The sequence below is a fragment of the Alcanivorax sp. P2S70 genome (assembly GCF_000475295.1).
Classification (GTDB): Bacteria; Pseudomonadota; Gammaproteobacteria; order Pseudomonadales; family Alcanivoracaceae; genus Alcanivorax; species Alcanivorax profundi.
In genome coordinates this window covers 82,115-104,200 of sequence record NZ_AXBZ01000034.1, presented here as the reverse complement: position 1 = coordinate 104,200, position 22,086 = coordinate 82,115, and the positions used below count along the sequence as shown (strand labels likewise).

Below are 22,086 nucleotides of genomic sequence, written 5' to 3'. Positions count from 1 at the left end.
CACCAACTCAAATTCGCAAGGCGGGGATTTTAATGGCGAAAGCTTGATCAGTCCAGTCTCGCAGGCCCGCAGCCTTAGTGGCGACGATCGCGGAGCAGGTCTTCCAGGGTGCTGGCCAGCCGCGCTTGCTGACGGGGAGTGTCCAGACGGCGAGCCTCGACGATGGCTTCCAGCTCGTAGAGGGCCCGTTGAAAGTCATCGTTGACGATCAGGTAATCGAACTCGGCGAAGTGGCTCATTTCGTCCTGAGCACCGTCCAGACGGCGCTGGATTACCGCATCATCGTCGGTCTCCCGACCACGCAGGCGTTGGGCAAGGATGTCCAGAGAGGGGGGCAGAATGAAGATGCTGACGGCATCGGGCAGCTGTTTGCGGATCTGGGTGGCCCCCTGCCAGTCGATTTCCAGGATCACATCTTCGCCGCCGTTAAGGGTCTGCTTTACCCAATCGGCGCTGGTGCCGTACAGGTTGCCGAACACTTCGGCGTGTTCCAGAAAGCGCCCTTGTTCGACCTGGCGGACAAAGCTGTCGCGGTCAGTGAAGTGGTAGTTGACCCCGTCTTCCTCGCCCGGCCGCATGGTGCGAGTGGTATGAGACACCGAAATGCGCAGCCGTGGCACCTTCTCCACCAGGGCGGCGACAAGGCTGGTCTTGCCGGCGCCAGAGGGGGCGGAAACGATATAGAGCGTGCCTTTGTCGGCCATGATGACGGTGTCCTGTGATCCCGGTAAAAGGCGCATTATAGGGGGAAGGTTGCGGCCCGTCATACCCGCTGCGCCCGAGGTTCTGTTCCTCCGGCGCAGCGCGCTGGTGGGGTTACGACACCAGCAATGGGCGCCCGTAGACGATTTTGTTGGTCAGTCGCGTGATCAGATCCGCTTTTTTGCCCTGGATGCGGCGGCGCGCTTCGATCTGTGAGGGAATCCAGCGCAGGTGTACCGGCACACACTTCATGGCCGTTCGGATCAGGCGCACATCCATGTCGAACTTTTTCTGCACCTCGGGGGTGACCTCGGGCATGCCGAAAGGCCTGCGCAGGGAGTCTGGCAGCAGTACGGCAGTATGAATGCGATGGCGGTTGAGGAACGGCATTAGCCAGGGGCGCATGCTGAAAAGGTAGTCCACCAATTCGCGGCCCACCGTACCTACCGCCAGAAGATCGGACGTCACCACCTCGTTGAACCAGGCCACATAGGCATCCCAGTTCTCCGGCATGGCCTGTTCGGGAATGCCGAACAGGAAGGCAAACAGTTTTGATTCCTCGTAATACTGTTCCCGCTCGGCCTGGCTGAGCGCGCCATAGAACATTTCGTGGACCCGCAGGGCGACGATCCACAGGGTGGCGTGCACCCACAACAGCGCTTCTACCTGGTTGGCGAAGTACTGGCTTTGTTTCTGGGTGCGCCCGGTGGACTCGGAGATCTGGCCGGTGATTTTTGCATGAATGTTGTGTACCCGTACGGCCGAGTCCAGCACCTGGTCCAGATTGCCGAAGACCATGGAGTGCACATTCAGAAAGGTGCGTTGCAGTCGGCCCATGGGGTCTGTCTGGGTCTGGGAATGCTGATCAATGGCTTGGGAGACCCAGGGATGGGCCAGCTACAACAGGTTGGCGGCGCCAGCCCCAAACATCACAGAGATATTGCCGTGAATTTTCCAGGCCATGGAGTCGGGTCCGTAGAGGCCGATGTCCGGGTCCAGCACTCGCTGGGTCATGATTTCCAGCTGTTGGTGTAACGCCTCTTTGGTCACGGCCTGGTTAAGGGCGGGATTGCGCGGTTGGATGGGCTTGTTGGGCTGGGGCTGCATAGGGTGTCCTCCATTGATTCGCCTCAGGCTAATCAAGCAGAACTTGCCAGTTTTGATGCAGATCAACTTTTCTGTCTCAAGGCGGCTGGCGGATACAGATTTCGTCATCGTGATGACAGCCAAACCCGGTGAAAGTAAACATGGAAAGGCGCAATATGGCGACACTGTCCAGTAACGGGTGTCCTTCTGCATGAGCAACAGTCCCCTCAGCGCCACTGTGGAATTCCAGCGTGATGGCATTCAGCACGGCTTTCTGAAACTGCCCTATTCCCATGATGGCTCGGCCTGGGGGCATGTGATGACGCCCATCACGGTAGTGCGCAATGGCGATGGGCCAACCGCACTGTTGACCGGGGGCAATCACGGTGATGAATACGAGGGCATTACCGCGCTGATCAAGTTGGCCAATCGTCTGCGGCCGGAGCAGATTCGTGGCCGGGTGATCATTCTTCCCATGCTCAATCATCCGGCGGTGGTCAATGGTAGCCGCACCTCGCCGCTGGATGGCGGTAACCTGAATCGCTGTTTTCCCGGCAATCCCGCCGGGACGCTGACAGAAAAACTGGCGGATTACCTGACCCGTTATCTGGTGCCGCTGGCGGATGTGGTGCTGGATATCCATTCCGGGGGCCGCACCCTGGATCTGCTGCCTTTCGCGGCGACCCATCGCATGGACGACAAGGCCTTTGAGGCGCGCTGTTTGGCGGGGGCCACGGCCTTCGGTGCGCCCTTCACCCTGTTCATGGCCGAACTGGAAGGGGAGGTGCTGTTCGACAGTGTGGTGGAAGCCCAGGGCAAGGTGTTTATCAGTACCGAACTGCGTGGCGGCGGCACCACCACGCCGGAGACGGTCGCGTTGGCGGAGCAGGGGGTGGACAACGTGCTGCGCTTTGCCGGGATCCTGCCTGGCGAGCCCGTGGAGGCCGTCTCGCAAGCGCTGGAAATTCCGGATGGCGACGCCTACCGGGTCAGCGAGCATGCGGGCATTCTTGAATTCACCGTGACGCTGGGCCAGTGGCTGCAGCAGGGAGAGGTGATTGCCCGGGTGTATTCGCTGGAGCGGACCGGCCAACCCCCGGTGGAGTATCGCGCTCCCTATGACGCCATGCTGCTGGGGCGTCGGCATCCTGCCCGGGTAAATATTGGCGATACCTTTGCGGTGCTGGCGGTGCCGCGGGTTTAATGGAGCCCGACGTGACTGATCGCAACGTGATTCCTTTCTCTTGATGACTTCAGCAAACAGGTCCGACATCCCGGTGGACTGGTCTTCCGTGATTCTGGACCCGGCATTTCTTGCCGGGCTCGACCGTATGGCGGCAAAGCGGTTTGTCCAGCCGGCACTGGCGGAAGAGGCCGCTGGGGCCATGCTGGACGCGCTTAGCGAAACGGATTGGCAGCGTTTACGTGCTTTTGGTGGAAAAAGCGCACCGGCCACGTATGCCTATGCGGTCGCTGGCCGAGCCATGGAAGATTTTGCCCGTCGCCGTTTTGGGCGGCCCCGGCCCCCGCAATGGCTGCAGGAGAAGGGGCAGGCCTGGGTTCGGTTATGGCGGATGCTGTGCCTGGAGCGTCAGTGGCCGGAAACCCTTATGCAGGTGTTGGGTAAAGAGTTTGTCGACGGGCTGGTACGTGAGGCGATTGCGGTGATCAAGCAGCGTATTCCGCGCTGTGGTGAACCGGGATTCTCGGAATGTTGTGTGACAGAGCTGGGGCTGGAGCAGTTGCCTGACGACGCCGGAGACAGCGTGGATCAGGCACTGGCCCGTACGCAACATCAGCACGCGTTGGCCGTGTTGGGTCGCTTGCTGAATCCTGCTGATGCAACCGTGGGGTCGGGTCCGTCTGATGAAGAAGACGTGCTGAACGAGCTGATCAGGCGTTTGGCTTTGACGGCAGACGATCGTTTGTTGCTGTCGCTCAGTTACGAAGACGGCCTCTCCAGTCGCAAGATTGCCACGCTGCTGGAAACCAGTGCGGCAACGGTGCAGCGCCGTCTGGCGGGCTTGCACCATCAACTTGAGCAGGCCCTGCGTGTGATGGGGCTGGCCGACACTACCGCTGCCGGGGAGGTGAACCTTGAATCCTGAAACAGAAAAAAGCCTGTTCAGGGCATTGCGGTATCAGGATCAGCCGTCCCTGCTGTCGAGGCCGGAGTTTGAGGGCTTTGCCACCACGGATGAGATTCTCGCCGCTCATGCCGACGGCCGGCTGACGTCGGCGCAGCAGGAGTGGCTGACGGTTGCGTTGGCCAACAGCAATATACTTCGGCAGCAGTGGGTGGCCTTGCTGGAGTCCCGGGAGACGGTGGCGGCACGACAGGGTGTCTGGCGGCGTTTCGCCATGGCCGGGGCGGCGGCCAGTGTGCTGCTGGCGGGTGTGTTGGTGTTTGTGAATGACCCGCCCCAGGAGTTCTCTCCGCCGGCGTCGCCCATGGCAGAATCCCACCAAGCCCCACAGGCAAGGGCGCAGGTGGACGCCCCGATGCACAAGCAATCGTCTGCCGATCAGTCGTTCGCGTTCGAAGACAGGGCTGAGCCGCCACAACGCCCGGCGGCGGCTCTGGCGATGCCCGTTCCGGATTGGAATGGGTTCATGGCCGTGTATGCCGGTGATCAGGCGCATCTTTCTGATAGCCCGGAGGGGCGTTTCCAGGCATTGGCGCTATCGCTTCGGCACTTGCAGCAAGAGGACTGTTCTGTGGCGGCGGCGGAGACGTTTCTGCAACGGCTTACACTGTCCCGCCAGGATTATCCCGCCCCATTATCGCCGCTGGAGCCGGGCTTGACCGCAGACGCATGTGCTCTGGGGGAACAGCTGATACAGATGGCACGGCAGGCCGTGGGGCAATAGCAATCGCAGGGTAACGTCTTGTTGTCGCAGGTTCCTTCGAAAACGGGTCACAGTTCCTGAAGCAATTGTCCAGGCTGTCCGTCTCATTAAGGAAACCGACCTTGATGGAGATCGACATGAGCCTTACCCGTCCCATTGCAACGCTGCAACGTTACCGTTCCCTGATGCCCTCTGGTCCACTGGCTGTGGGCTTGTGTACGGGGGTCCTGACGCTGTTGAGCGCGGGTTGCCAAAACGGCGGCCAGGAAACGCTGGCGGACAGTCAGACGGGCCAACCGGCCCAACGAGAGCAGCTGCTGGTGGATGCCATGGCCTCACCGGCGCGGATGCAGCCGCAGGCCAAAATGATGGCGATGCCGGCGCCGCAGCCCCTGCCGCAGCCGTCCCGTGACCGCTTTGAGGCGGTTGAAGAAAACACCGTCAAGCAGGCTTCTGTTGATCCGGTGTCGACGTTTTCCATTGATGTGGATACCGCGTCCTACAGCTTCTCCCGGCGGATGATCAACGAGGGGCGGCTGCCGACTCCGGACGCAGTGCGCCTGGAGGAGTGGGTCAACTATTTCGATTATGACTACACCGCCCCGGCCAGCCCGGATACACCGTTCAGCACCGGGGTGACAGTGGTGGAATCACCCTGGACTGCAGGCAACAAGCTGGTGCATATCGGCATCAAGGGTTATCAGGTGGACGCCTCCAGCCGTCCCCGCGCCAATCTGGTTTTCCTGCTTGACGTCTCCGGCAGCATGGGCGCGCCGGACAAGCTGCCACTGCTACAGCAATCGTTATCGATGATGGTCAAGGACATGCACCCCGAGGATAGCGTGGCCATTGTGGTGTATGCCGGGGCCTCCGGGGTGGTACTGCCGCCCACGGCCGTGAAAGACCGTACGGCGATTACCCAGGCCCTGAGCCGCTTGCAGGCGGGCGGCTCTACCGCTGGAGGGGAGGGTATCCAGCTGGCGTATCAGCTGGCAGAACAACACTTTGATGAGAAGGCCATCAATCGAGTGATTCTTGCCACCGATGGTGATTTCAATGTTGGCGTTACAGACCCGCGGTCACTGGAGGCGCTGGTCAGTCGCCAGCGCGAGAAGGGCATTTACCTGTCTGTCCTGGGGTTTGGCCAGGGCAACTATAACGATCATTTGATGCAGACCCTGGCCCAGAACGGCAACGGGGTGGCGGCCTATATCGATAACCTCAATGAAGCGCGCAAGGTGCTGGTAACAGAATCAACCTCGTCGCTGTTCACCATTGCTGAAGACGTGAAAATTCAGGTGGAGTTCAACCCGGCCACCGTGCAGGAGTACCGTTTGCTGGGTTACGAAACCCGCGCGCTGGAGCGTGAAGATTTCAATAACGACAGCGTGGACGCCGGGGAGATCGGTGCTGGCCATACCGTCACCGCGCTTTACGAAATTACCCCGGCAGACAAGACGCCGTTAATCGACCCCCCGCGTTATGGTGCCAGGGAGAATGCGGCGACCGCAGGGGCGCAGAGCAACGAGTATGCGTTCATCAAGTTGCGTTATAAGCGGCCGGGGGAATCCCGTTCCCGACTGCTACAGACACCGGTAGCCATGAGCCAGCCGGCCCTTTCTGCAGAGGCTCGCCAGGAGGTGGAATTTGCTGTGGCGGTGGCGGGCGCTGCCCAGATCATCAAGGGCAGCAAGTTCAGCGGCAACTGGACCCTGGAGGAGGCGATTGCATTGGCACAGAACAATCGCGGCGAAGATCCGTATGGTTATCGGAGTGAGTTTGTGCAGTTGCTGCGTCAGGCGCAGGTCAGCCGGGACATCTGAGGGCCGGTGTGCCCCGTGATGAATTTCGCCCGGCAAGGCCGGGCGGCGTTCAGCGGAACAGGGTGGGGGCCAGTAGCTCCCATTGAGCGGGCCAGTCCTGGCTGGGTTTCTGCTTGAAACCGGAACGTACAAACTGGGCAATGCGGCCTTCTACTACGGCCAGCAGCAAGTTGGCGGTGATCGTGGGGGTGGCCTGGGTGCGTAGCCCTTCCTTGAATTCCGCGTCGCGCAATACCTGTTTGAGCTGGGTCTCCACGCGGTCGTAGAACTGCTGGATACGTTGGTGCAGGCGCTCGTTTTCACCGGTAAGGGCATCACCGGTGAGCAGTCGGGTAATGCCCGGGTTGCGCTCGGTGAAGGCCAGCATCAGTGCGAGAATCTGCTCCACCTGACTGGCGGCGCTGCCGTCTTCGGTGATGCGATTGATCCGCGAGAAAATCGCTTCTTCAATAAAACTGATCAGCCCTTCGAACATTTTCGCCTTGCTGGGAAAATGCCGGTAGAGGGCCGCCTCGGAGACACCCACTTCGCGGGCCAGCCCGGCGGTGGTAATCCGCCCTCCGGGTTCGGCTTCCAGCATGTGGGCGAGCGACTGCAGGATCTGCTCTTTGCGAGACGGTTTCTTGTCTGTCATGAATCGTCGTTCCCCAGTGATTGTTCTGTTGTAGCGATGCATCTGATGGCAAGGTGCCTTCCCCCTGGCACCTTGCTCGGGTTGTTTGTGCTCAGTCCTTGCTGATCAGGGTGCCGATGCCTTTGTCGGTCAGGATCTCCAGCAGCACGGCGTGGGAGACGCGGCCATCAATGATGTGCGAGGTATGCACACCGTTCTGGACTGCTTCCAGGGCGCAGCCGATTTTCGGCAGCATGCCGCCGTGAATGGTGCCGTCCTTGATCAGGTCGTTCACCCGGTCCGCATTGAGACCGGTGAGGACCTTGCCTTGCTTGTCTTTGAGACCGGCCACGTTAGTCAGCAGGATCAGCTTTTCCGCGCGAAGGACTTCGGCCACCTTGCCGGCCACCAGGTCGGCGTTGATGTTGTAGCTGACGCCGTCATTATCGACCCCGATGGGGGCAATCACCGGGATGAAATCACTGCCGGAGAGCAGGTCGATAACGCGGGTGTCGATGCCCTGCACTTCGCCCACATGACCGATGTCGATGATCTCGGAGGTCTTCAGGGCCGGGTCGTTTTCGTCCTGGGCCTTGAGCAGCATCTTGCGCGCCTTGATCAGTCGGCCGTCCTTGCCTGTCAGGCCGATGGCCTGACCGCCGTTGTGCTGAATCAGGTTGACGATGTCCTTGTTGACCAGCCCGCCGAGGACCATCTGTACCACGTCCATGGTCTCTCGGTCGGTCACCCGCATGCCCTGAATGAATTTGGATTCCTTGCCCAGGCGCTCCAGCAGGCTGCCGATCTGTGGGCCACCGCCATGGACGATCACCGGGTTGATGCCCACCTGTTTCATCATCACCACATCACGGGCAAAGCTGTTCTTCAGCTCGTCGTTTTCCATGGCGTTACCGCCATATTTGATGACCACGGTGGTGCCGGTAAAACGCTGAATATAAGGCAGCGCTTCAATCAGAATCCGGGCGGTATCGTGCGCACTGTTGGCGTCCATCATGTCTCCTGAACGTGGGCGGTGAATTCCGGGCAGGGAGGCAATGGCCTGTGCCATTGCCTCCCTGCGAAGCGGGATTATACGGGAAAAACCGCAGTTTCGCGTTGCCCGGAACGGTGCCTCTAGAACGGCACGTCCAGGCTGTCGTCAACGGCTTTCAGGTGGTTGCGGAACTGGGTCTTGACCCGTTGCAGGGCTTCCTCGTCGCGACCTTCAAAGCGGGCGACCAGTGAGGCGGTGGTGTTGGAGGCCCGCACCAGGCCCCAGCCATCCGGGAAGTCCACACGTAGTCCGTCAATGGTCGTGGGGCGGCCGCCGGCAAATTGCTCGGCGCGGGCGCTAAGTGCATCCACCAGCTGGAACTTCTTGTCTTCCGCTACCTCAATGTAGAGAGCGGGCGTGGTAATGCCGGTCTTCAGGCCGGCAAACACCTGGCTGGCCGGATCATCGAGTAGCGACAGGATTTCCAGCAGGCGGCAGCCGGCATACATGCCGTCATCGCAGCCAAACCAGCGATCCGCAAAAAAGATGTGACCACTGATTTCGCCAGCCAGAGGGGCGCCGGTTTCTTTCATCTTGGCCTTGATCAGGGAGTGCCCGGTTTTATACATCATCGGACGGCCGCCGCTCTTGCGGATGATAGCCGGAAGGGCGCGGCTGCATTTCACGTCGAACAGGATGTCGGCGCCGGGGGTGCGGCCGAGCAAATCGCGGGCGAACAACATCAGCAGGCGGTCAGGCCAGATAATTTCGCCCCGATTGGTGACCACGGCAACCCGGTCGCCATCGCCATCGAAGGCCAGGCCGAGATCCAGCTGTTCCTGTTGAACCATGCGCACCAGGTCTTGCAGGTTGTCCGGGTTGCCCGGGTCCGGGGCGTGGTTGGGGAAGTTGCCGTCGATATCGGTGTATAACGGTGTGACTTCGCAGCCCAGCTGGGTGAACAGGCGCGGCGCCAGCTCGCCGGTGGCGCCATTACCGCAATCGATAGCGATCTTCAGCGGGCGGGCCAGCACGATGTCGTTGACCACGTCGTTCAGGTAGCGGTCGGTAATGTCGCGTTGCTCTTCTCTGCCGCGGCCTTCGGAGAAGTCCCGGGACTTGATGCGTTCCTTGAGCGACTGAATACGATCACCAAACAGGGTCTCGCCATTGATGACGATCTTCATGCCGTTGTGGGACGGAGGGTTGTGACTGCCGGTGACCATGACGCCGGTCTGGGTTTCCAGCACCTCGGTGGCGTAATAGAGCACCGGGCTGGGTACCAGTCCCAGGTCGATGACGTCACGACCGGCTTCCAGCAACCCCTTGATCAGTGAGCGGGTCAGCTCCGGGCTGGACAGGCGACCATCGCGGGCTACCAGTACGGTTTGCTGGCCGGCATCGCTGGCTTCGGTGCCGATAGCCCGGCCTAGCAGGTAGGCAGCCTGGGCGGTAAGGGACACGCCAGCCACGCCGCGAATGTCGTAAGCACGGAAGATATCATCCGGCAGGGACTCGGTTTGTTGCTCATCGGTCAGCAGGATGCCGTCATCCATTTCTTCGGCGATTTCCATGGGGGCGGCTTCCGGCGTTTTGCGGGCTTTGCGCACTCCGCCTCGCTCCCGTAATTTCTCAACGGTCTTGGCGTGGGCGGTGTTAACAGTCTGGAAAATATCGAAGTGAAAGTGGTTGCGGGCGGTGACGCCGGGCTGTCGTGCCAGCTCGTCGCTGTAGCGGATCAGCTCGGCGGCATCCTGGCGCAGGGCGCGTGCCAGCAAGCGGTTCACGACCAGAGTGACCAGTAGCAGCAAGACAACCGAAAGCCCGATGGCCGCTGTTGCCAGTACCACGAGTTGGCTGTCGGCACGGGGCAGGACGACAGTGGCCTTGACGGGGCCCGCAGAGGCCGTGCTTTTTGCTCCATTGGCGCTCTGTCCGTTGGCAAAAATACCGGCATTGCCAAACTTGATTTCCAGTTTGGCGCCATCGGGGAGGGCTGCATTGACCAGCGTTGACAAGGACGCAAGGGAGCGGGTCAGGAGCAGGGTGCCATTCTGGTTTTTGGTGGCGCGCGCAATCACCAGTTCAGGGGGCTTTCCGGCAATCACAACCGGTTTGGGTTGTTGGCCCAGTCGGACTTCTTTCAATAATTCCTGGGCCGTGTAACTGAACTGGCTGGTGTCCGCGCCACGGCGGGGCACCAGGATCAGGGTTGAGTCGGGTTGCCATAAATGGGGGGAGGCATTGAACTGTGTCAGGGTGTTGTTGGCGAGAGCATTTTCCACTTCGGGGCGATCGGCCAGCAGGTCGAGTTGGGTGCTGGCCTCGTGAATCAGGCCCCGTACCTGATTGGCTATGGCGGAAGCCAGTGCCTTGGCCTGGCTTTGTTCAAGCGCGACCTTTTCATGGTTGCTCTGGTAGACAAACAGGCCGCCAATACTCAATACAATAGCCGCGATGCCAGTGACCATTAATGGCAGGATTTGCTTCATGGCGCTGACCGTCATGGGCTTGTCGCCGTTGTTCTTGTTCTTTCCCATTATCCCCTCCAGAAACCCGTCTCTTAAGGACGTTATTATTAATGGCGGCCGCTGTGACCAAAGCCCCCGCTTCCCCTTTCGCTGGCGCTGAAGTTGTCGACCTGTTCGAGTTCTACCTGCATGACCGGGACAATCACCAATTGGGCAATGCGCTCGCCGGCTTCGATGGTGAAGGGCTGCTGGCCGCGATTCCAGCAGGATACCATCAGCTCTCCCTGGTAATCGGAGTCGATCAGCCCCACCAGATTGCCGAGCACAATGCCGTGTTTGTGGCCCAGCCCGGAGCGGGGCAGGATCATGCCGGCGAAGCCGGGATCGCTAATATGGATAGACATGCCTGTGGGTAGTAACTGGGTGTCACCGGGAGCAAGGGTGAGGGGTTCCTTGACCATGGCGCGCAGATCCAGTCCCGCAGAGCCATCGGTCGCGTAGTGGGGCAAAGGGATGCTGTCGCCAAGGCGGGGGTCCAGAACCCGGTACTGCAGTTTCATCGGTGTGTCCTTGTGGTTGGATTCAGTCTTTATACCGGATCGCAATCAGTTCAATAAGCTGTTTGGCGATTTGTGTCTTGGATGCCAGTGGCAGCACCTTGTGGCCGCCAGGCCAAATCACGGTGAGGGCATTGTTGTCGCTGTTGAATCCCACGTTACTGCCCGAGACGTCGTTGGTGGCAATCATGTCCAGTTTCTTGTTGACCAGCTTGCCCTGGGCATAGGCCATGACATCCTGGGTCTCGGCGGCAAAACCGACAGTGAAGGGCCGCTTGTTGTGTTCAGCTACAGAGGCAACGATGTCGGGGTTTTTCACCAGTGTCAGATGGATTTCTTCGGTGGACTTCTTGATCTTGTGATCGGCTGTCACGGTGGGGCGATAGTCGGCTACGGCAGCGGTGGCGATAAAGACGTCACAGCCTGTTTCGACTACCTCCATACAGGTCTCGTACATATCCACTGCGCGCACCACATCAATCCGATCCACCCGGTTGGGCGTGGGCAGATTCACCGGTCCGGCAATCAGGGTGACGCGAGCGCCAGCTTCGGCGGCGGCCTCTGCCAGCGCAAAGCCCATTTTCCCGGAGCTCTTGTTGGTGATGTAGCGCACCGGGTCGATGGCTTCCCGGGTGGGGCCGGCGGTGATGACCACATGTTTGCCGGTGAGCAGGGAGTAATCGAACACTTCGGCGGCCTGCTGGATGATCTCCAGGGGTTCCAGCATGCGCCCTGCGCCCACATCGCCGCAGGCCTGGCTTCCGGAACCGGGGCCGAAAACATGAATGCCTTTCTCTTGCAGGATAAGCAGGTTCTTCTGGGTGCTGGTGTCCGCCCACATTTGCTGGTTCATGGCCGGCGCGATGGCAATGGGGGCGCCCGTTGCCAGACACAGGGTGGAGAGCAAATCGTTGCCGTGCCCATGGGCCAGGCGCGCCATGAAATTGGCAGATGCTGGAGCAATTAACACCAGGTCGGCCCAGCGAGCCAGTTCAATGTGGCCCATGGCGGCCTCGGCAGCCGGGTCCAGCAGGGTGGTATGAACCGGGTGGCCGGATAGCGCCTGCATGGTCAATGGGGTAATGAACTCGCAGGCGCCCTGGGTCATCACGACCCGGACCTGAGCTCCCGCGTCCTGAAGGCGGCGGACCAGATCGGCGGCCTTATAGGCGGCGATGCCACCGGTGACTCCCAGGAGGATGCGCTTGTTGACCAGACGTTGCATGCAAAAACCCTTAATGGCTGACGGCAATCATGGCAAATCTCTCCTGCCACGGAGCCCGCGAACGGCGAATAATTCAGGCGCATAGGGTAGCACTAAGGGGAGTGCTAAGGGACTCCCCGCCAATCCAGTACCTTAATGCACGTTCTGCTGCATGAGATTCTGGTACTGGAAGGTAATGGCATCCATGCGCGAGAGGATGGAATCGGTGGTCACGGCGATTACCGTGGGGACGTAGCGGCCACTGTCTTCCAGCTGGAAGCCGGTGCGTGAGAAGTCCCATTGATTGCGTACCCGTTGCAGGGCGTCACGTAGCTCGTCGGTGTTGCTGGGATAGCGTTCCAGTTCATTGAGGGAGCGGTCGAACAGGGTGATGGCATCATCCAGTTCCTGCTTCAGGCTGTCGGAGCGGACCCGCCAGGCGCGTGCCACGTACACCTTGGCGATCTTCTGCGAGAGCATGCGCTGGCGGCCGGAGAGGTTAACGAGCCGGGCACTGTCGATCCCGGAGTGGGCTTCGATGGCTTTGACCACGTCATCACAGGCTTTCAGAAGCGCCAGGTTGTCCTCCATCAGCAGGGAGGCGCCGGTCTTGCTGGGGGCGCTGATGATGCGTAGCCGGTGCGGAAACCACAGGGCCTCTACGGTATCCAGTTTGCTGTCGATGGCAGCCGTGGGGCTGTAGTCGCGCAGCATCAGCAGCTGTTCTTCAAACAGAGCGACGGCTTCGTCCAGTTGCCGCTGGGCTTTATCGGTCTGGATTTCTGCGCCAATCAGCAAGTGATTCTTCATCATTCGCTGGGTGAGCATGCGCTGGCGCCCTGAAATGTTGACGGCTTCGGCATCATTGATAGCCATGACCGGAGTCGGGATAAGCAGAGGCAGGAGCAGGGCAACAAGCGGAAGGAGCAGGCGTTTCATGGTCGTATCTCATGCTGTTGTTGTTTGTGCGGGCGTTGACGACAGGGGTGGAGCAAGGACTGGGCCAGTGGTGTGTTGCTATGAAAATCAATGAGTTGGTGGCTGACAGCGATAAAGCGGGCCTTTTTGGCGCGCCATTGCCGCCCACTGCTGGTGCATAAAGGGGCGTTTTGATCACTTCAGGGGAGCGTAATGGCGATTACTGACTGGCCCGTGGATGAGCGGCCCAGGGAAAAGCTGCTAAGCCGTGGGGCCGAATCACTCAGTGATGCAGAGCTGCTGGCGATCTTCTTGCGCACTGGTCTGCGAGGTGCCACGGCAGTGGACCTGGCCCGCCAGCAGCTGGCTGCTGGCGGGGGGTTGCGGGCGATGTTGGACAGCAGCCCGGAGGTGATGGCGCGGCTGCCGGGGATGGGGATGGCCCGCCGTGCATTGTTGCTGGCGGCGCTGGAGCTGGGGCGGCGCTATCTGGCGGAACCACTGGAGCGTGGCATGCCCCTGGATAATCCAGACAAGGCCGGGCAATTACTGACGGCCCGCCTGCGCGGTTTGCCCTATGAGGTGTTTGCCTGCCTGTTTCTCGACAACAAGCATCGGCTGATTGCTTTCGAAAAGCTGTTTCAGGGCACCATTGATGCGGCGGCGGTGTATCCCCGTGAAGTGGTACGGCGTGCGATGGAGCTCAACGCCGCGGCGGTGATCCTGTCCCATAATCACCCTTCCGGGGTTGCCGAACCGAGCCAGGCGGACCACGCGATTACCCGGCGACTGGTGGAGGCTCTGGGGCTGGTGGATATCCGTGTGCTGGACCACCTGGTGATCGGTGACGGAGGCTGGGTCTCGTTGGCCTCCCGTGGGGCGCTTTAACCAGGGGCTGAGTGGCGGAAATGGCTCGTTGCGCTCACCCCTTCGGCTGATCTGCGTTTGGGTTTTCGGCGAAGGTCGATCTCCGCGGGGTTTGTGGCAGCCATCGTAACCCATTGAATGTTGGTGAATCCGGGCGTGGATCCAAGATAGCGCTTGAATCCTGACCAGCGTACTGGTATAAAACGCGCCTTTTCCGGGGCTCTACCGTCCCCCGCAAGAAGATTTACGGAGCAAGACAATGTCCAAAGTTTGCCAGGTGACCGGTAAGCGCCCTGTAACGGGCAACAACATTTCGCATTCGCACATCAAAACCAAGCGTCGTTTTGAGCCGAATCTGCATCATCACCGTTTCTGGGTTGAGTCCGAGAAGCGTTTCGTTCGCCTGCGCGTCAGCTCCAAGGGTATGCGCATTATCGACAAGAAAGGCATCGATTCCGTTCTGGCGGAAATCCGTGCCCGCGGCGAACGCGTTTAAGACTGAATTAAGGAGTTAACCCATGGCTGGTCCGATTCGCGAAAAGATTCGTCTGGTGTCCTCTGCGGGCACTGGCCATTTCTACACCACCACCAAGAACAAGCGTCTCCATCCCGAAAAGATGGAAACCAAGAAGTACGATCCGGTTGTGCGCAAGCACGTTGCCTACAAGGAAGCCAAGATCAAGTAATTTGATCGATAGGGTTCCACCTGGCAATACGGACGGAAAAACCCGGGCAGCGCCCGGGTTTTTTTATGGGCGACATTTGTCTGTTTCGCCAGGATTGTTGTTGCCGTCAGGGTGGGCGTCGACGGTTTGCGGGCAGGAGTGACGTCTTGATGCAAATTGAGACATGTGTCACATTTTGAAAGTGATACCGCTTGTCGCCAAGATGACTCCAATTAGCGCCGGATCGCACGTGCCCCTTGAGATTGCGGCCGCCAAGGCGTGTTATTGATTCAGCTACATAAAGCCAACGGACTGTTGCTTGTAGCTTTCACAAGACGCGAATAGCATTTCAGTATTGGATTCATATTTGCGCATATGAAGCGCATAACATAGGGAAATGAAGGGAGAGTACCCATGAGCAGTATCAAGCAGTTCTACCACGCCGTTTTGATGCGGTTGTATGGTGGGGTTTCCGGCACGGCACGGCACCAGCGTGGAGCCAGTGCACTGGAATATATCGTGCTGGCAGCCGCCCTGATCACCATCATTGGCGTACTGGCAACCAACACCACGGTACAGGACGCCCTGAATAGCGCATTTTCCGACCTGTTTTCCGATGCCTCAAATGGCGGCGGCGGGACCTGATCCCGGTATCTTGAAGGGCATCTTCACGTGAAAGGTCGTTACCCTGAATCCGGCGCGGTTGCGCTCGAATTCCTTATGCTGTTTCCGTTCGTGGTAGCCATGCTCTACGGTTCGGCGGTATACGGCCTGACCTTTTTCGCACAGTATCGTATGCAGAGCGCGGTGGATGGCGCGGTCGAGACCGCGCTCTACCTCGACCGCTCCCGGTTTTCAGACAATCTGGGTAGCGCAGTGACGACACGCGCAAACACAGCATTGGCTGCGTTGGTGGCGCAGTTGCCACCGAGCCTCCGTGATCTGGATACCAGTGCCGCTTGTGCACTGGAAACGGTGGGGGGGGTGGAAATGTTGCATTGCCGGTTGGTGTATCCGAATTATCAAACCAACCCGGTCGTGCCCGCATTGGATTTTGGCATGCTGGGGGAGTTTCCGCCGCTGCCTGCGCAGCTGGATGTGGACGCCAGGGCGGCTTTCTGAGTAAAGCCCTGAGCGGTCTGGCATAACAAACAGAACAGACAGGGATGTTCCGGAGCGAACATGGGTTCTAAATTGTTGTACATGTTGCCCGCGCTGGTGGTTGCGCTGGTGGCTCTGATTCTCGCCCTCGCCGGGCTAAACCGCGACCCTGCTCCCTCTCTGGGGGTAGATCAGCAACGTGAGCGTGAAACTCAGCCCCAGGCGCCTGCCTATCGATATTGGGTCGTGACCGAAAGCCTGAACGTAGGCGACACCCTGGAGGAAGAATCGCTTGCGGTGGTGTCTTCCCCTGCCCCTATCGCCAATGTGCTGAATGCCGATGAAAAGGTTGTCGGCAAGGCCCTTCGCCAGTTTGCCCGCCCGGGTGAGCTGCTATCTCGCAATCATCTTGAACCGGGGGGGACGCTGCCGGGCAACGTGCCTGCCGGGTTCCGTGCGGTAGCCGTGGCCGTTGATGATGTGGTGATGGCCGGTGGGCTGCTGCAGCCGGGCGATCTCGTGGATGTGGTTGTGGCGTTCCGCAAGGGCATGGAGCGCGATAACCCGGCCGCGATGGTGCTGCTCAACCATGTTCAGGTACTGGCGGTGAAAGGCGCGATGGCGGTAGCAGATACCGAGGCGGCCAGCGAGGCTCAGCGCCGCAATCACACTGTGGTACTCGCTGTGCCTGGGGAAAAGGTGCCGGCATTGTTGCTGGCAGCAGAAGAGGGTGTGCTGCGTCTGGCGGTGGTGGCCAGTGAAGACAAAGCCGTGGCCGACACGTCCAGGGCGGGCAAGCCGGTTTACTTCCGGGATCTGTTCCCGGCGGGCACGAAGTCGGCTCCCAAGGCTGCCCCGGGGCAACGGGTAGAAGTTTACGAAGGATCGGATTCAAGGAGCACCTATGTACGTTAAAGCATGGAGTCGGGCGCTGGTGCTGCTGCTGGCGGGTTGTGTCAGTGTGGTGAGCTGGGCGGAGGGTTTCAGTGGCTCCATGCGGGTGGCCCCGGGAGACCAGAAAGTCCTGTCGTTCCCCGCGGCAGTGGCAAAAGTAGCTACATCTGATCCGGCGGTGGCCGCGTTAACGGTGACGGGCAGCCAGGAGTTATTGCTGACCGCCAAGGAAGAAGGTTCTGCTGTGCTGTCGATTTGGCTTCGTGGCGAAAGCAAGCCATTGCGCAGCACGGTTGTAGTGGCGACAACGCTGGGGTCGTCGTTGCCTTTCGGTACTCAGGTGCAAACTGATATCCGTGTGCTGGAAGTCAGTCGCTCTGAGTTGAACCAGATGGGTATCAGCTATAGCAATGTGTGGGATGGCGGGGCATCCGGTGCCGGGATTGCGGTACCGGGGGGCGGGTTCCAAACGCCCGGGGTGGCACCGGTGCCGATCAATTCAGAAGGCTTCAATCTGTTCAAGTTTGGTTCCAACTCAGTGGTGGCGATCAATGCGCTGGAAGCCGGCGGTTTTGCCTACACTCTGGCGGAGCCCTCACTCACCAGTCTGTCGGGCCAGAGCGCCAGTTTTCTCTCAGGCGGGGAGTTTCCGGTGCCAACGCGCAGTACCACAGACGGGGTGCAGATTGAGTTCAAGGAGTTCGGGATTGGCCTGAGCCTGACCCCCACGGTGATTGACGAATCGCAAATTATTCTTAAGGTCGCGCCGGAAGTGTCCGAGCTGGATTTTTCCGCCGGGGTGGAAACAGGCGGGGTCGCAGTGCCCGGGCTGCGGGTGCGGCGTGCCGAAACTACCGTTTCGCTGGCGCCCGGTGAAACCTTCATCATTAGTGGTTTGGTTAGCCGCAACACCATCAACAATAGCGACCGCCTGCCAGGCATTGGCAACATCCCGTTGCTGGGCGCCTTCTTCCGCTCCTCTCGCATTGAGAAGAATGACAAGGAGTTGGTGATGGTGGTAACGCCGCACCTGGTAACACCGCAGAACAGCACTGAGCCGCCGGTGACCTTGCCGGGAGCGGGCTATCACAACAGCAGCATGGGGTGGCTGGACATGGCCACAGAAAGTCGCCGCGGGTCGCAACCGATCCGTCATGGTCTGAGCTGGTGATGCCATGAGTGACCACGATATTGTTCTGTCCGTGGTGGATGACAACGGCCTGGAAACCTGGCTGGAGCGGGTGGTAGAAGAGCCGTTTCGTCTTGAGCAGGTGAGCCGGACAGACCTGACGCGTGTCTTGCGGTTATTGGAAGCGACCACGGCCCATGTGGTGATGGTGGAGATTTCCGAAGCCGATATGGACCAGTCGCTGGCCATCATTACCGCCCTGACCAGCGCCCGCCCCTGGGTGACGGTCATCACGGTATGCGGTCGTGCCAATCAGGACCTGCTGTTGCAGGCCATGCGCGCGGGTGCCCGGGATTGCTTTGTCGCAGGAAGCGATGCCTCTGATATCCGTGAGCGTTTGCGGCGACACCAGTTGCTGCGGGTTGGGCATTATGATGATCAGGTGCGTGCCACTCACAGCAACCTTGTGCTGGTCGCGTCTGCCAGCGATACCGTAGACACCCGTTTTCTGGCGCAAAATGTGGCGCTGGGTCTGAACCAGTTGTTTCCGGACCAGCGCTGTCTGGCCATCGACACGCAACCCAGTGGGCGCAGCATTTTTTATCTGGATATCCATAACGAGTACACCCTGGAGAACCTGCTCGCCAGTCCGGAGACCCTGGATGAAACCCTGATTGGTACTGCGTTGGAAGAGTATCGTCCGGGACTGCGACTGTTGGCTGGTGGCTTGCGCCGCGATGAGCTGGAAGGTGACCGCAGTGCGGATCTTTTCATCGCACTGAATCACCTGATGCAAATGTTTGATCGCATTGTCATCAACGTGGGTACCTTGCAAAGCCGCCATTGGGTGCGCGCGCTGGGCATTCATGCGCGTCACCTTTTGATTGCCATGCATCCACTGGTAGATCAGGCCCATGTGGTGCGCAGCCTGGGAAGCGAGTGGCGAGCGCACCTGGGCAAAGAAAGCCGTGTCAGTCTTGTCGTTGATGGCATTGATACACACGTGCCTCCATCGCTGGATGAGTTGGCCGAGACTGCAGGCATGCCGGTGCTGGCGGGGTTGCCTATGGATTGGCGTCACCGGTTGCTGGCGATGAATACCGGGTTGCCGGTACAGGAACAGGCGCCGCGTTGTCACTATGCGCGTTCGCTGCAGACGCTGGTGGGCAAATTGGAGCTAAGCCAGGATGAAGTGGTTGAACAGTCCTGGTGGCAGCGATTGCGGGGCAAGCGTTAACAGCGCGAGAGACGACAGGAGTCGGATGTGGCTGGGCGGATAGACGCAGAATACCAACAACTCAAGGACCGTACCCACCGCTGGGTTGTGGAGCGTCTGGACGAAGATGGTGTTGAGGTTAACGAAGCCAATAACGATGTGCTGGTTGAGTTTGTACGCAATGCGGTGGGGCAGCATATTGCCCTGAATCGGGTGCCGCTCTCGACTCAGGATCTCAACCAGCTGTCGCGAGACACTCTGGATGAAGTGATCGGCTTTGGCCCACTGGAACCATTGCTGGCTGATCCCAAAATCAACGATATTCTGGTGAACGGTCCTGATAGTGTGTTTATTGAGGTGGCCGGAGTTCTTCAAAAAGCGCCAGTAAGGTTTATCAACGATGATCATGTGATTCGAGTCATTCGCCGCATGCTTGCTCCCCTGGGGCGGCGTCTGGATGAGTCCAGTCCGATGGTGGATGCCCGGCTACCTGATGGTTCCCGGGTCAATGCCATCATTCCGCCGCTGGCTCTTGATGGCCCGAGTATCAGTATTCGCAAATTTACCCGAAATCATCTTAGTGCTGATGCTTTGATCGAGAGTGGTTCGCTGACACAAGCTTGCCTGGACACCTTGATCAAAGCGGTAGAGTCACGTCGAAATATCATTGTCAGTGGTGGTACCGGTACCGGTAAAACCACCATGTTGAATCTGATCAGCCAGCATATCCCCCGGGAAGAACGGATCCTGACGATTGAGGATTCGGCAGAACTGGTGCTGCACCATCCCCATGTGGTGCGACTGGAGACCCGGCCAGCCAACACCGAGGGCAAGGGCCGCATCAGTGCCCGTGAGTTGGTAGTAAATGCCTTACGGATGCGCCCGGACCGGATTATCCTGGGCGAGGTGCGCTCCAGCGAAATCATTGAGCTGTTACAGGCCATGAACACCGGTCACGAAGGCTCCATGAGTACGATCCATTCAAACAGTACCCGCGATGCGTTGGTGCGAATAGAAACCTTGCTGGCGGTGAGTGGCTATGACGCCAGTGAGCAGGCCATTTCGCGACTGATTGGTTCGGCACTGGATGTCATTATCCAGTTGCAGCGCTTGCCCGATGGCCGGCGTCGGGTCAGTGAGGTAGTCGCTCTCACTCCCACCGAGCAGGACCCCTATCATCTGGATTACCTGTATCGGAGCGACCCATGAGTGCGGTGCAGCTGCTTGGTATGGCACAGACGCTTGGCATTATTGCTGTGCTGACGGTGTTGGTGCAGTTGCTGTGGTTCCGACGCAGGCATACCCATCTTTTGAAAAACCGGGTTCGTCAGCGTCTGGAGCAGCGTTCGGAGTTGGTATCCGAAGTGGTACCCGGTCGGGTCGCTGTTGGGCCTTTGGAAAGAATTTTGCTGCGTGCCGATATTCGGCTTGGGCGTGGCCAACTCGGTCTCTTGGGTGTGCTGGTTTTTTTTGTCCTTGTAACAGTGGTTGTCAGTTCCGGCTGGATTCCCGCTGTTGCGGTTTTCGCGTTGATGCTCGCCAGTGCATGGCTTTATTGGCGCTACCGTTTTCAGCAGCAACGTCGCATGATTTTTGAATCGTTGCCCGGAATTATGGATTCGGTGTTGCGTTACATGGACGCAGGACGATCTCTGGAGGCATCTTTGCAAGAAGCTTTCCAGGATGCTCCCCCAGTGTTCACGCCGCTAACGTTCCGTTTGCGAAGCGCCATTGAATCGGGGCGTGACTTCACAAGGCTGTTTGATGATTTTGCTCGTCTCTATCAAGTCGCTTCTCTAGTGCTCGTTTCGATCGCGTTGCGCACTTCTGCCCGGTTTGGCTCATCCGTACGCCCTGTTCTGCAGCAGGTTGCCAACTCACTACGTTCCCAACAGGAATTACGACGGGAGTTTCTTGCATCAACCGCGGAGACCCGGTTTACCGCGGGTGCCTTCACGCTTTTGCCTCTTGGTATGGCGGTCTACATGATGCTGATCAACGAGAAATATGCAGAAGTGCTACTGAATACGTCTACCGGGCATAACATGCTCATTGTCGCCGGCGTGCTTCAAACTCTGGGTGTAATAGTGATCTGGCGGATGGTGCAGGGGGTGGGTCGTGAATGATGTCTTGCCAGCCCTTGCCTTGCTGCTATCGGTCGTTGCGTTGTGGTTGTTGTTTAAAGGGCGCCACTGGGAGCTTCAAAGTCGCGTTAACCAGCGCTTGCAGGAACAGAGTAATACAGGGACACGGTCCGGGACCGAAGCGCGAAGAGGCATGCGCAGGCTCAGTGATCTGCTTGCCCAGTCATCGATTACCGCCAGTGATTACCAAGAGATTCGCATGGCGCTGGTCGGGATGGGAAAAACCCGTGAACAGATTCCGCTGATCTATCTGGTGGCCTGCTGGTTACTGCCAGTACTGGTTTCGCTGGTGAGTTTTCTGGTGTTTGGCATGGTGGGTGGCGTCATTGGATCCGCGTTGGCTTTTGTTGTGCCTCGCCGACTGATTCGCAGCATGGGTGAGCAGTCTGAGCTACGGCAAAACCTGGAAGCGGTTGAGCTGTGCCACATGACGCGCATGCTGATGGAAGCTGGCCTCTCCCTTGAGCGGGTGATGCGCATTGTTGGCGTCCAGGGACGTCCTTTGCTACCGGTGTTGATTCATCGCATCGATAGATTCAATCGTTTGATGCAGTCTGGCGCGGAACGCAGCCAGGCCCTGGATGAACTTGGTCAAAACAAGCGTATTCCGGTGCTGCGCAGCTATGTGGTGCTGATGAAACAGAGTAGCCAGCTTGGCGCCGGTGTCTCTGTGAGCCTGGACCAGATTATTGTAGAAGCTCAGAGCGTGGAGCGTAATCGTATCCGCGAGGAAACCAATCGCATTGGCGCGAAAATGACGGTTGTGATGATGGCGTTCATGTTGCCGGCGCTGTTTATTTTAATTGGCGGGCCTGCGGTAATGTCTATCGCAGATGCCCTGACACGATAGGG

Annotated in this window: 24 protein-coding genes; 15 read left to right on the top strand and 9 right to left on the bottom strand. The window is 59.2% G+C overall.

Translation table 11 applies throughout. The annotated features are described in order from the left end of the window. Positions 1 to 74: 74 nt before the first annotated feature. The 3 genes from gmk to Q672_RS27710 form a co-directional block, all read right to left on the bottom strand. Complete coding sequence (gene gmk / locus Q672_RS27720) at positions 75 to 704, bottom strand: guanylate kinase (RefSeq protein WP_022985757.1); 630 nt, start codon at positions 702 to 704, stop codon at positions 75 to 77. Positions 705 to 816: 112 nt separating this feature from the next. Then, positions 817 to 1,599 carry an oxygenase MpaB family protein gene (locus Q672_RS27715; RefSeq protein ID WP_081703657.1) on the bottom strand — a complete coding sequence of 261 codons (783 nt, stop codon included), beginning with the start codon at positions 1,597 to 1,599 and terminating at the stop codon, positions 817 to 819. Beyond that, on the bottom strand, positions 1,600 to 1,809 hold the full coding sequence (locus Q672_RS27710) for a hypothetical protein (protein WP_022985755.1): 210 nt from the start codon (positions 1,807 to 1,809) through the stop codon (positions 1,600 to 1,602). It abuts the gene before it with no gap. 190 nt (positions 1,810 to 1,999) lie between these two features. Here Q672_RS27710 and doeB point away from each other — a divergent pair, with 190 nt between their 5' ends. The 4 genes from doeB to Q672_RS27690 all read left to right on the top strand — a co-directional run bounded on the left by doeB (position 2,000) and on the right by Q672_RS27690 (position 6,461). Further along, the gene (gene doeB, locus Q672_RS27705) at positions 2,000 to 2,992 is read left to right on the top strand and encodes a N(2)-acetyl-L-2,4-diaminobutanoate deacetylase DoeB (protein ID WP_022985754.1); all 993 of its coding nucleotides are present in this window, start codon (positions 2,000 to 2,002) and stop codon (positions 2,990 to 2,992) included. A gap of 43 nt (positions 2,993 to 3,035) precedes the next feature. Further along, complete coding sequence (locus Q672_RS27700) at positions 3,036 to 3,896, top strand: sigma-70 family RNA polymerase sigma factor (protein WP_152521830.1); 861 nt, start codon at positions 3,036 to 3,038, stop codon at positions 3,894 to 3,896. Then, positions 3,886 to 4,659 (top strand): hypothetical protein, encoded by a 774-nt coding sequence (locus Q672_RS27695; protein WP_022985752.1) that lies wholly within the window; start codon positions 3,886 to 3,888, stop codon positions 4,657 to 4,659. Before Q672_RS27700 ends, Q672_RS27695 begins: the two co-directional genes overlap by 11 nt. Before the next feature lie 116 nt (positions 4,660 to 4,775). Continuing rightward, complete coding sequence (locus Q672_RS27690; RefSeq protein WP_200866015.1) at positions 4,776 to 6,461, top strand: vWA domain-containing protein; 1,686 nt, start codon at positions 4,776 to 4,778, stop codon at positions 6,459 to 6,461. A 49-nt stretch (positions 6,462 to 6,510) separates the two neighbouring features. Here the strand turns inward: Q672_RS27690 and slmA are convergent, their stop codons facing one another. The 6 genes from slmA to Q672_RS27665 form a co-directional block, all read right to left on the bottom strand. Then, a complete protein-coding gene (slmA, locus tag Q672_RS27685; protein ID WP_022985750.1) occupies positions 6,511 to 7,095 on the bottom strand; it encodes a nucleoid occlusion factor SlmA in 585 nt (194 codons plus the stop codon). Positions 7,096 to 7,186: 91 nt separating this feature from the next. After that, a complete protein-coding gene (argB, locus tag Q672_RS27680; protein WP_022985749.1) occupies positions 7,187 to 8,086 on the bottom strand; it encodes an acetylglutamate kinase in 900 nt (299 codons plus the stop codon). Between the two features lie 122 nt (positions 8,087 to 8,208). Next, positions 8,209 to 10,608: a phosphomannomutase/phosphoglucomutase gene (locus Q672_RS34425; RefSeq protein ID WP_022985748.1), complete on the bottom strand. Its 2,400-nt coding sequence runs from the start codon at positions 10,606 to 10,608 to the stop codon at positions 8,209 to 8,211. Positions 10,609 to 10,646: 38 nt separating this feature from the next. Then, on the bottom strand, positions 10,647 to 11,099 hold the full coding sequence (gene dut, locus Q672_RS27675; RefSeq protein WP_022985747.1) for a dUTP diphosphatase: 453 nt from the start codon (positions 11,097 to 11,099) through the stop codon (positions 10,647 to 10,649). Between the two features lie 22 nt (positions 11,100 to 11,121). After that, positions 11,122 to 12,321 (bottom strand): bifunctional phosphopantothenoylcysteine decarboxylase/phosphopantothenate--cysteine ligase CoaBC, encoded by a 1,200-nt coding sequence (coaBC, locus tag Q672_RS27670; RefSeq protein WP_022985746.1) that lies wholly within the window; start codon positions 12,319 to 12,321, stop codon positions 11,122 to 11,124. A 132-nt stretch (positions 12,322 to 12,453) separates the two neighbouring features. Beyond that, on the bottom strand, positions 12,454 to 13,239 hold the full coding sequence (locus Q672_RS27665; protein WP_022985745.1) for a type IV pili methyl-accepting chemotaxis transducer N-terminal domain-containing protein: 786 nt from the start codon (positions 13,237 to 13,239) through the stop codon (positions 12,454 to 12,456). A 192-nt stretch (positions 13,240 to 13,431) separates the two neighbouring features. On the opposite strand from Q672_RS27665, the gene radC reads away from it, so the two are divergent. From radC to Q672_RS27610, 11 genes are all read left to right on the top strand, one after another. Beyond that, positions 13,432 to 14,106: a RadC family protein gene (gene radC / locus Q672_RS27660; protein WP_022985743.1), complete on the top strand. Its 675-nt coding sequence runs from the start codon at positions 13,432 to 13,434 to the stop codon at positions 14,104 to 14,106. Positions 14,107 to 14,344: 238 nt separating this feature from the next. Next, positions 14,345 to 14,581, top strand: coding sequence for a 50S ribosomal protein L28 (rpmB, locus tag Q672_RS27655; RefSeq protein WP_022985742.1), 237 nt, complete (start codon positions 14,345 to 14,347; stop codon positions 14,579 to 14,581). Positions 14,582 to 14,603: 22 nt separating this feature from the next. Then, positions 14,604 to 14,771, top strand: a complete 168-nt coding sequence (gene rpmG, locus Q672_RS27650; protein ID WP_007151127.1) for a 50S ribosomal protein L33 — start codon at positions 14,604 to 14,606, stop codon at positions 14,769 to 14,771. 393 nt (positions 14,772 to 15,164) lie between these two features. Continuing rightward, a complete protein-coding gene (locus Q672_RS27645; protein WP_022985741.1) occupies positions 15,165 to 15,395 on the top strand; it encodes a Flp family type IVb pilin in 231 nt (76 codons plus the stop codon). A gap of 27 nt (positions 15,396 to 15,422) precedes the next feature. Continuing rightward, positions 15,423 to 15,872, top strand: coding sequence for a TadE/TadG family type IV pilus assembly protein (locus Q672_RS27640; RefSeq protein WP_022985740.1), 450 nt, complete (start codon positions 15,423 to 15,425; stop codon positions 15,870 to 15,872). A 60-nt stretch (positions 15,873 to 15,932) separates the two neighbouring features. Next, positions 15,933 to 16,766, top strand: coding sequence for a Flp pilus assembly protein CpaB (gene cpaB, locus Q672_RS27635; protein ID WP_022985739.1), 834 nt, complete (start codon positions 15,933 to 15,935; stop codon positions 16,764 to 16,766). Next, complete coding sequence (locus tag Q672_RS27630; protein WP_022985738.1) at positions 16,756 to 17,916, top strand: type II and III secretion system protein family protein; 1,161 nt, start codon at positions 16,756 to 16,758, stop codon at positions 17,914 to 17,916. The genes cpaB and Q672_RS27630 overlap by 11 nt, the downstream gene beginning before the upstream one ends. Positions 17,917 to 17,920: 4 nt before the next feature. Beyond that, positions 17,921 to 19,111 carry an AAA family ATPase gene (locus tag Q672_RS27625; RefSeq protein WP_022985737.1) on the top strand — a complete coding sequence of 397 codons (1,191 nt, stop codon included), beginning with the start codon at positions 17,921 to 17,923 and terminating at the stop codon, positions 19,109 to 19,111. 27 nt (positions 19,112 to 19,138) lie between these two features. Continuing rightward, positions 19,139 to 20,299, top strand: a complete 1,161-nt coding sequence (locus Q672_RS27620; protein WP_022985736.1) for a CpaF family protein — start codon at positions 19,139 to 19,141, stop codon at positions 20,297 to 20,299. Then, positions 20,296 to 21,216, top strand: coding sequence for a type II secretion system F family protein (locus tag Q672_RS27615; RefSeq protein ID WP_022985735.1), 921 nt, complete (start codon positions 20,296 to 20,298; stop codon positions 21,214 to 21,216). The genes Q672_RS27620 and Q672_RS27615 overlap by 4 nt, the downstream gene beginning before the upstream one ends. Next, on the top strand, positions 21,209 to 22,084 hold the full coding sequence (locus Q672_RS27610; protein ID WP_031226611.1) for a type II secretion system F family protein: 876 nt from the start codon (positions 21,209 to 21,211) through the stop codon (positions 22,082 to 22,084). The genes Q672_RS27615 and Q672_RS27610 overlap by 8 nt, the downstream gene beginning before the upstream one ends. Positions 22,085 to 22,086: the final 2 nt, after the last annotated feature.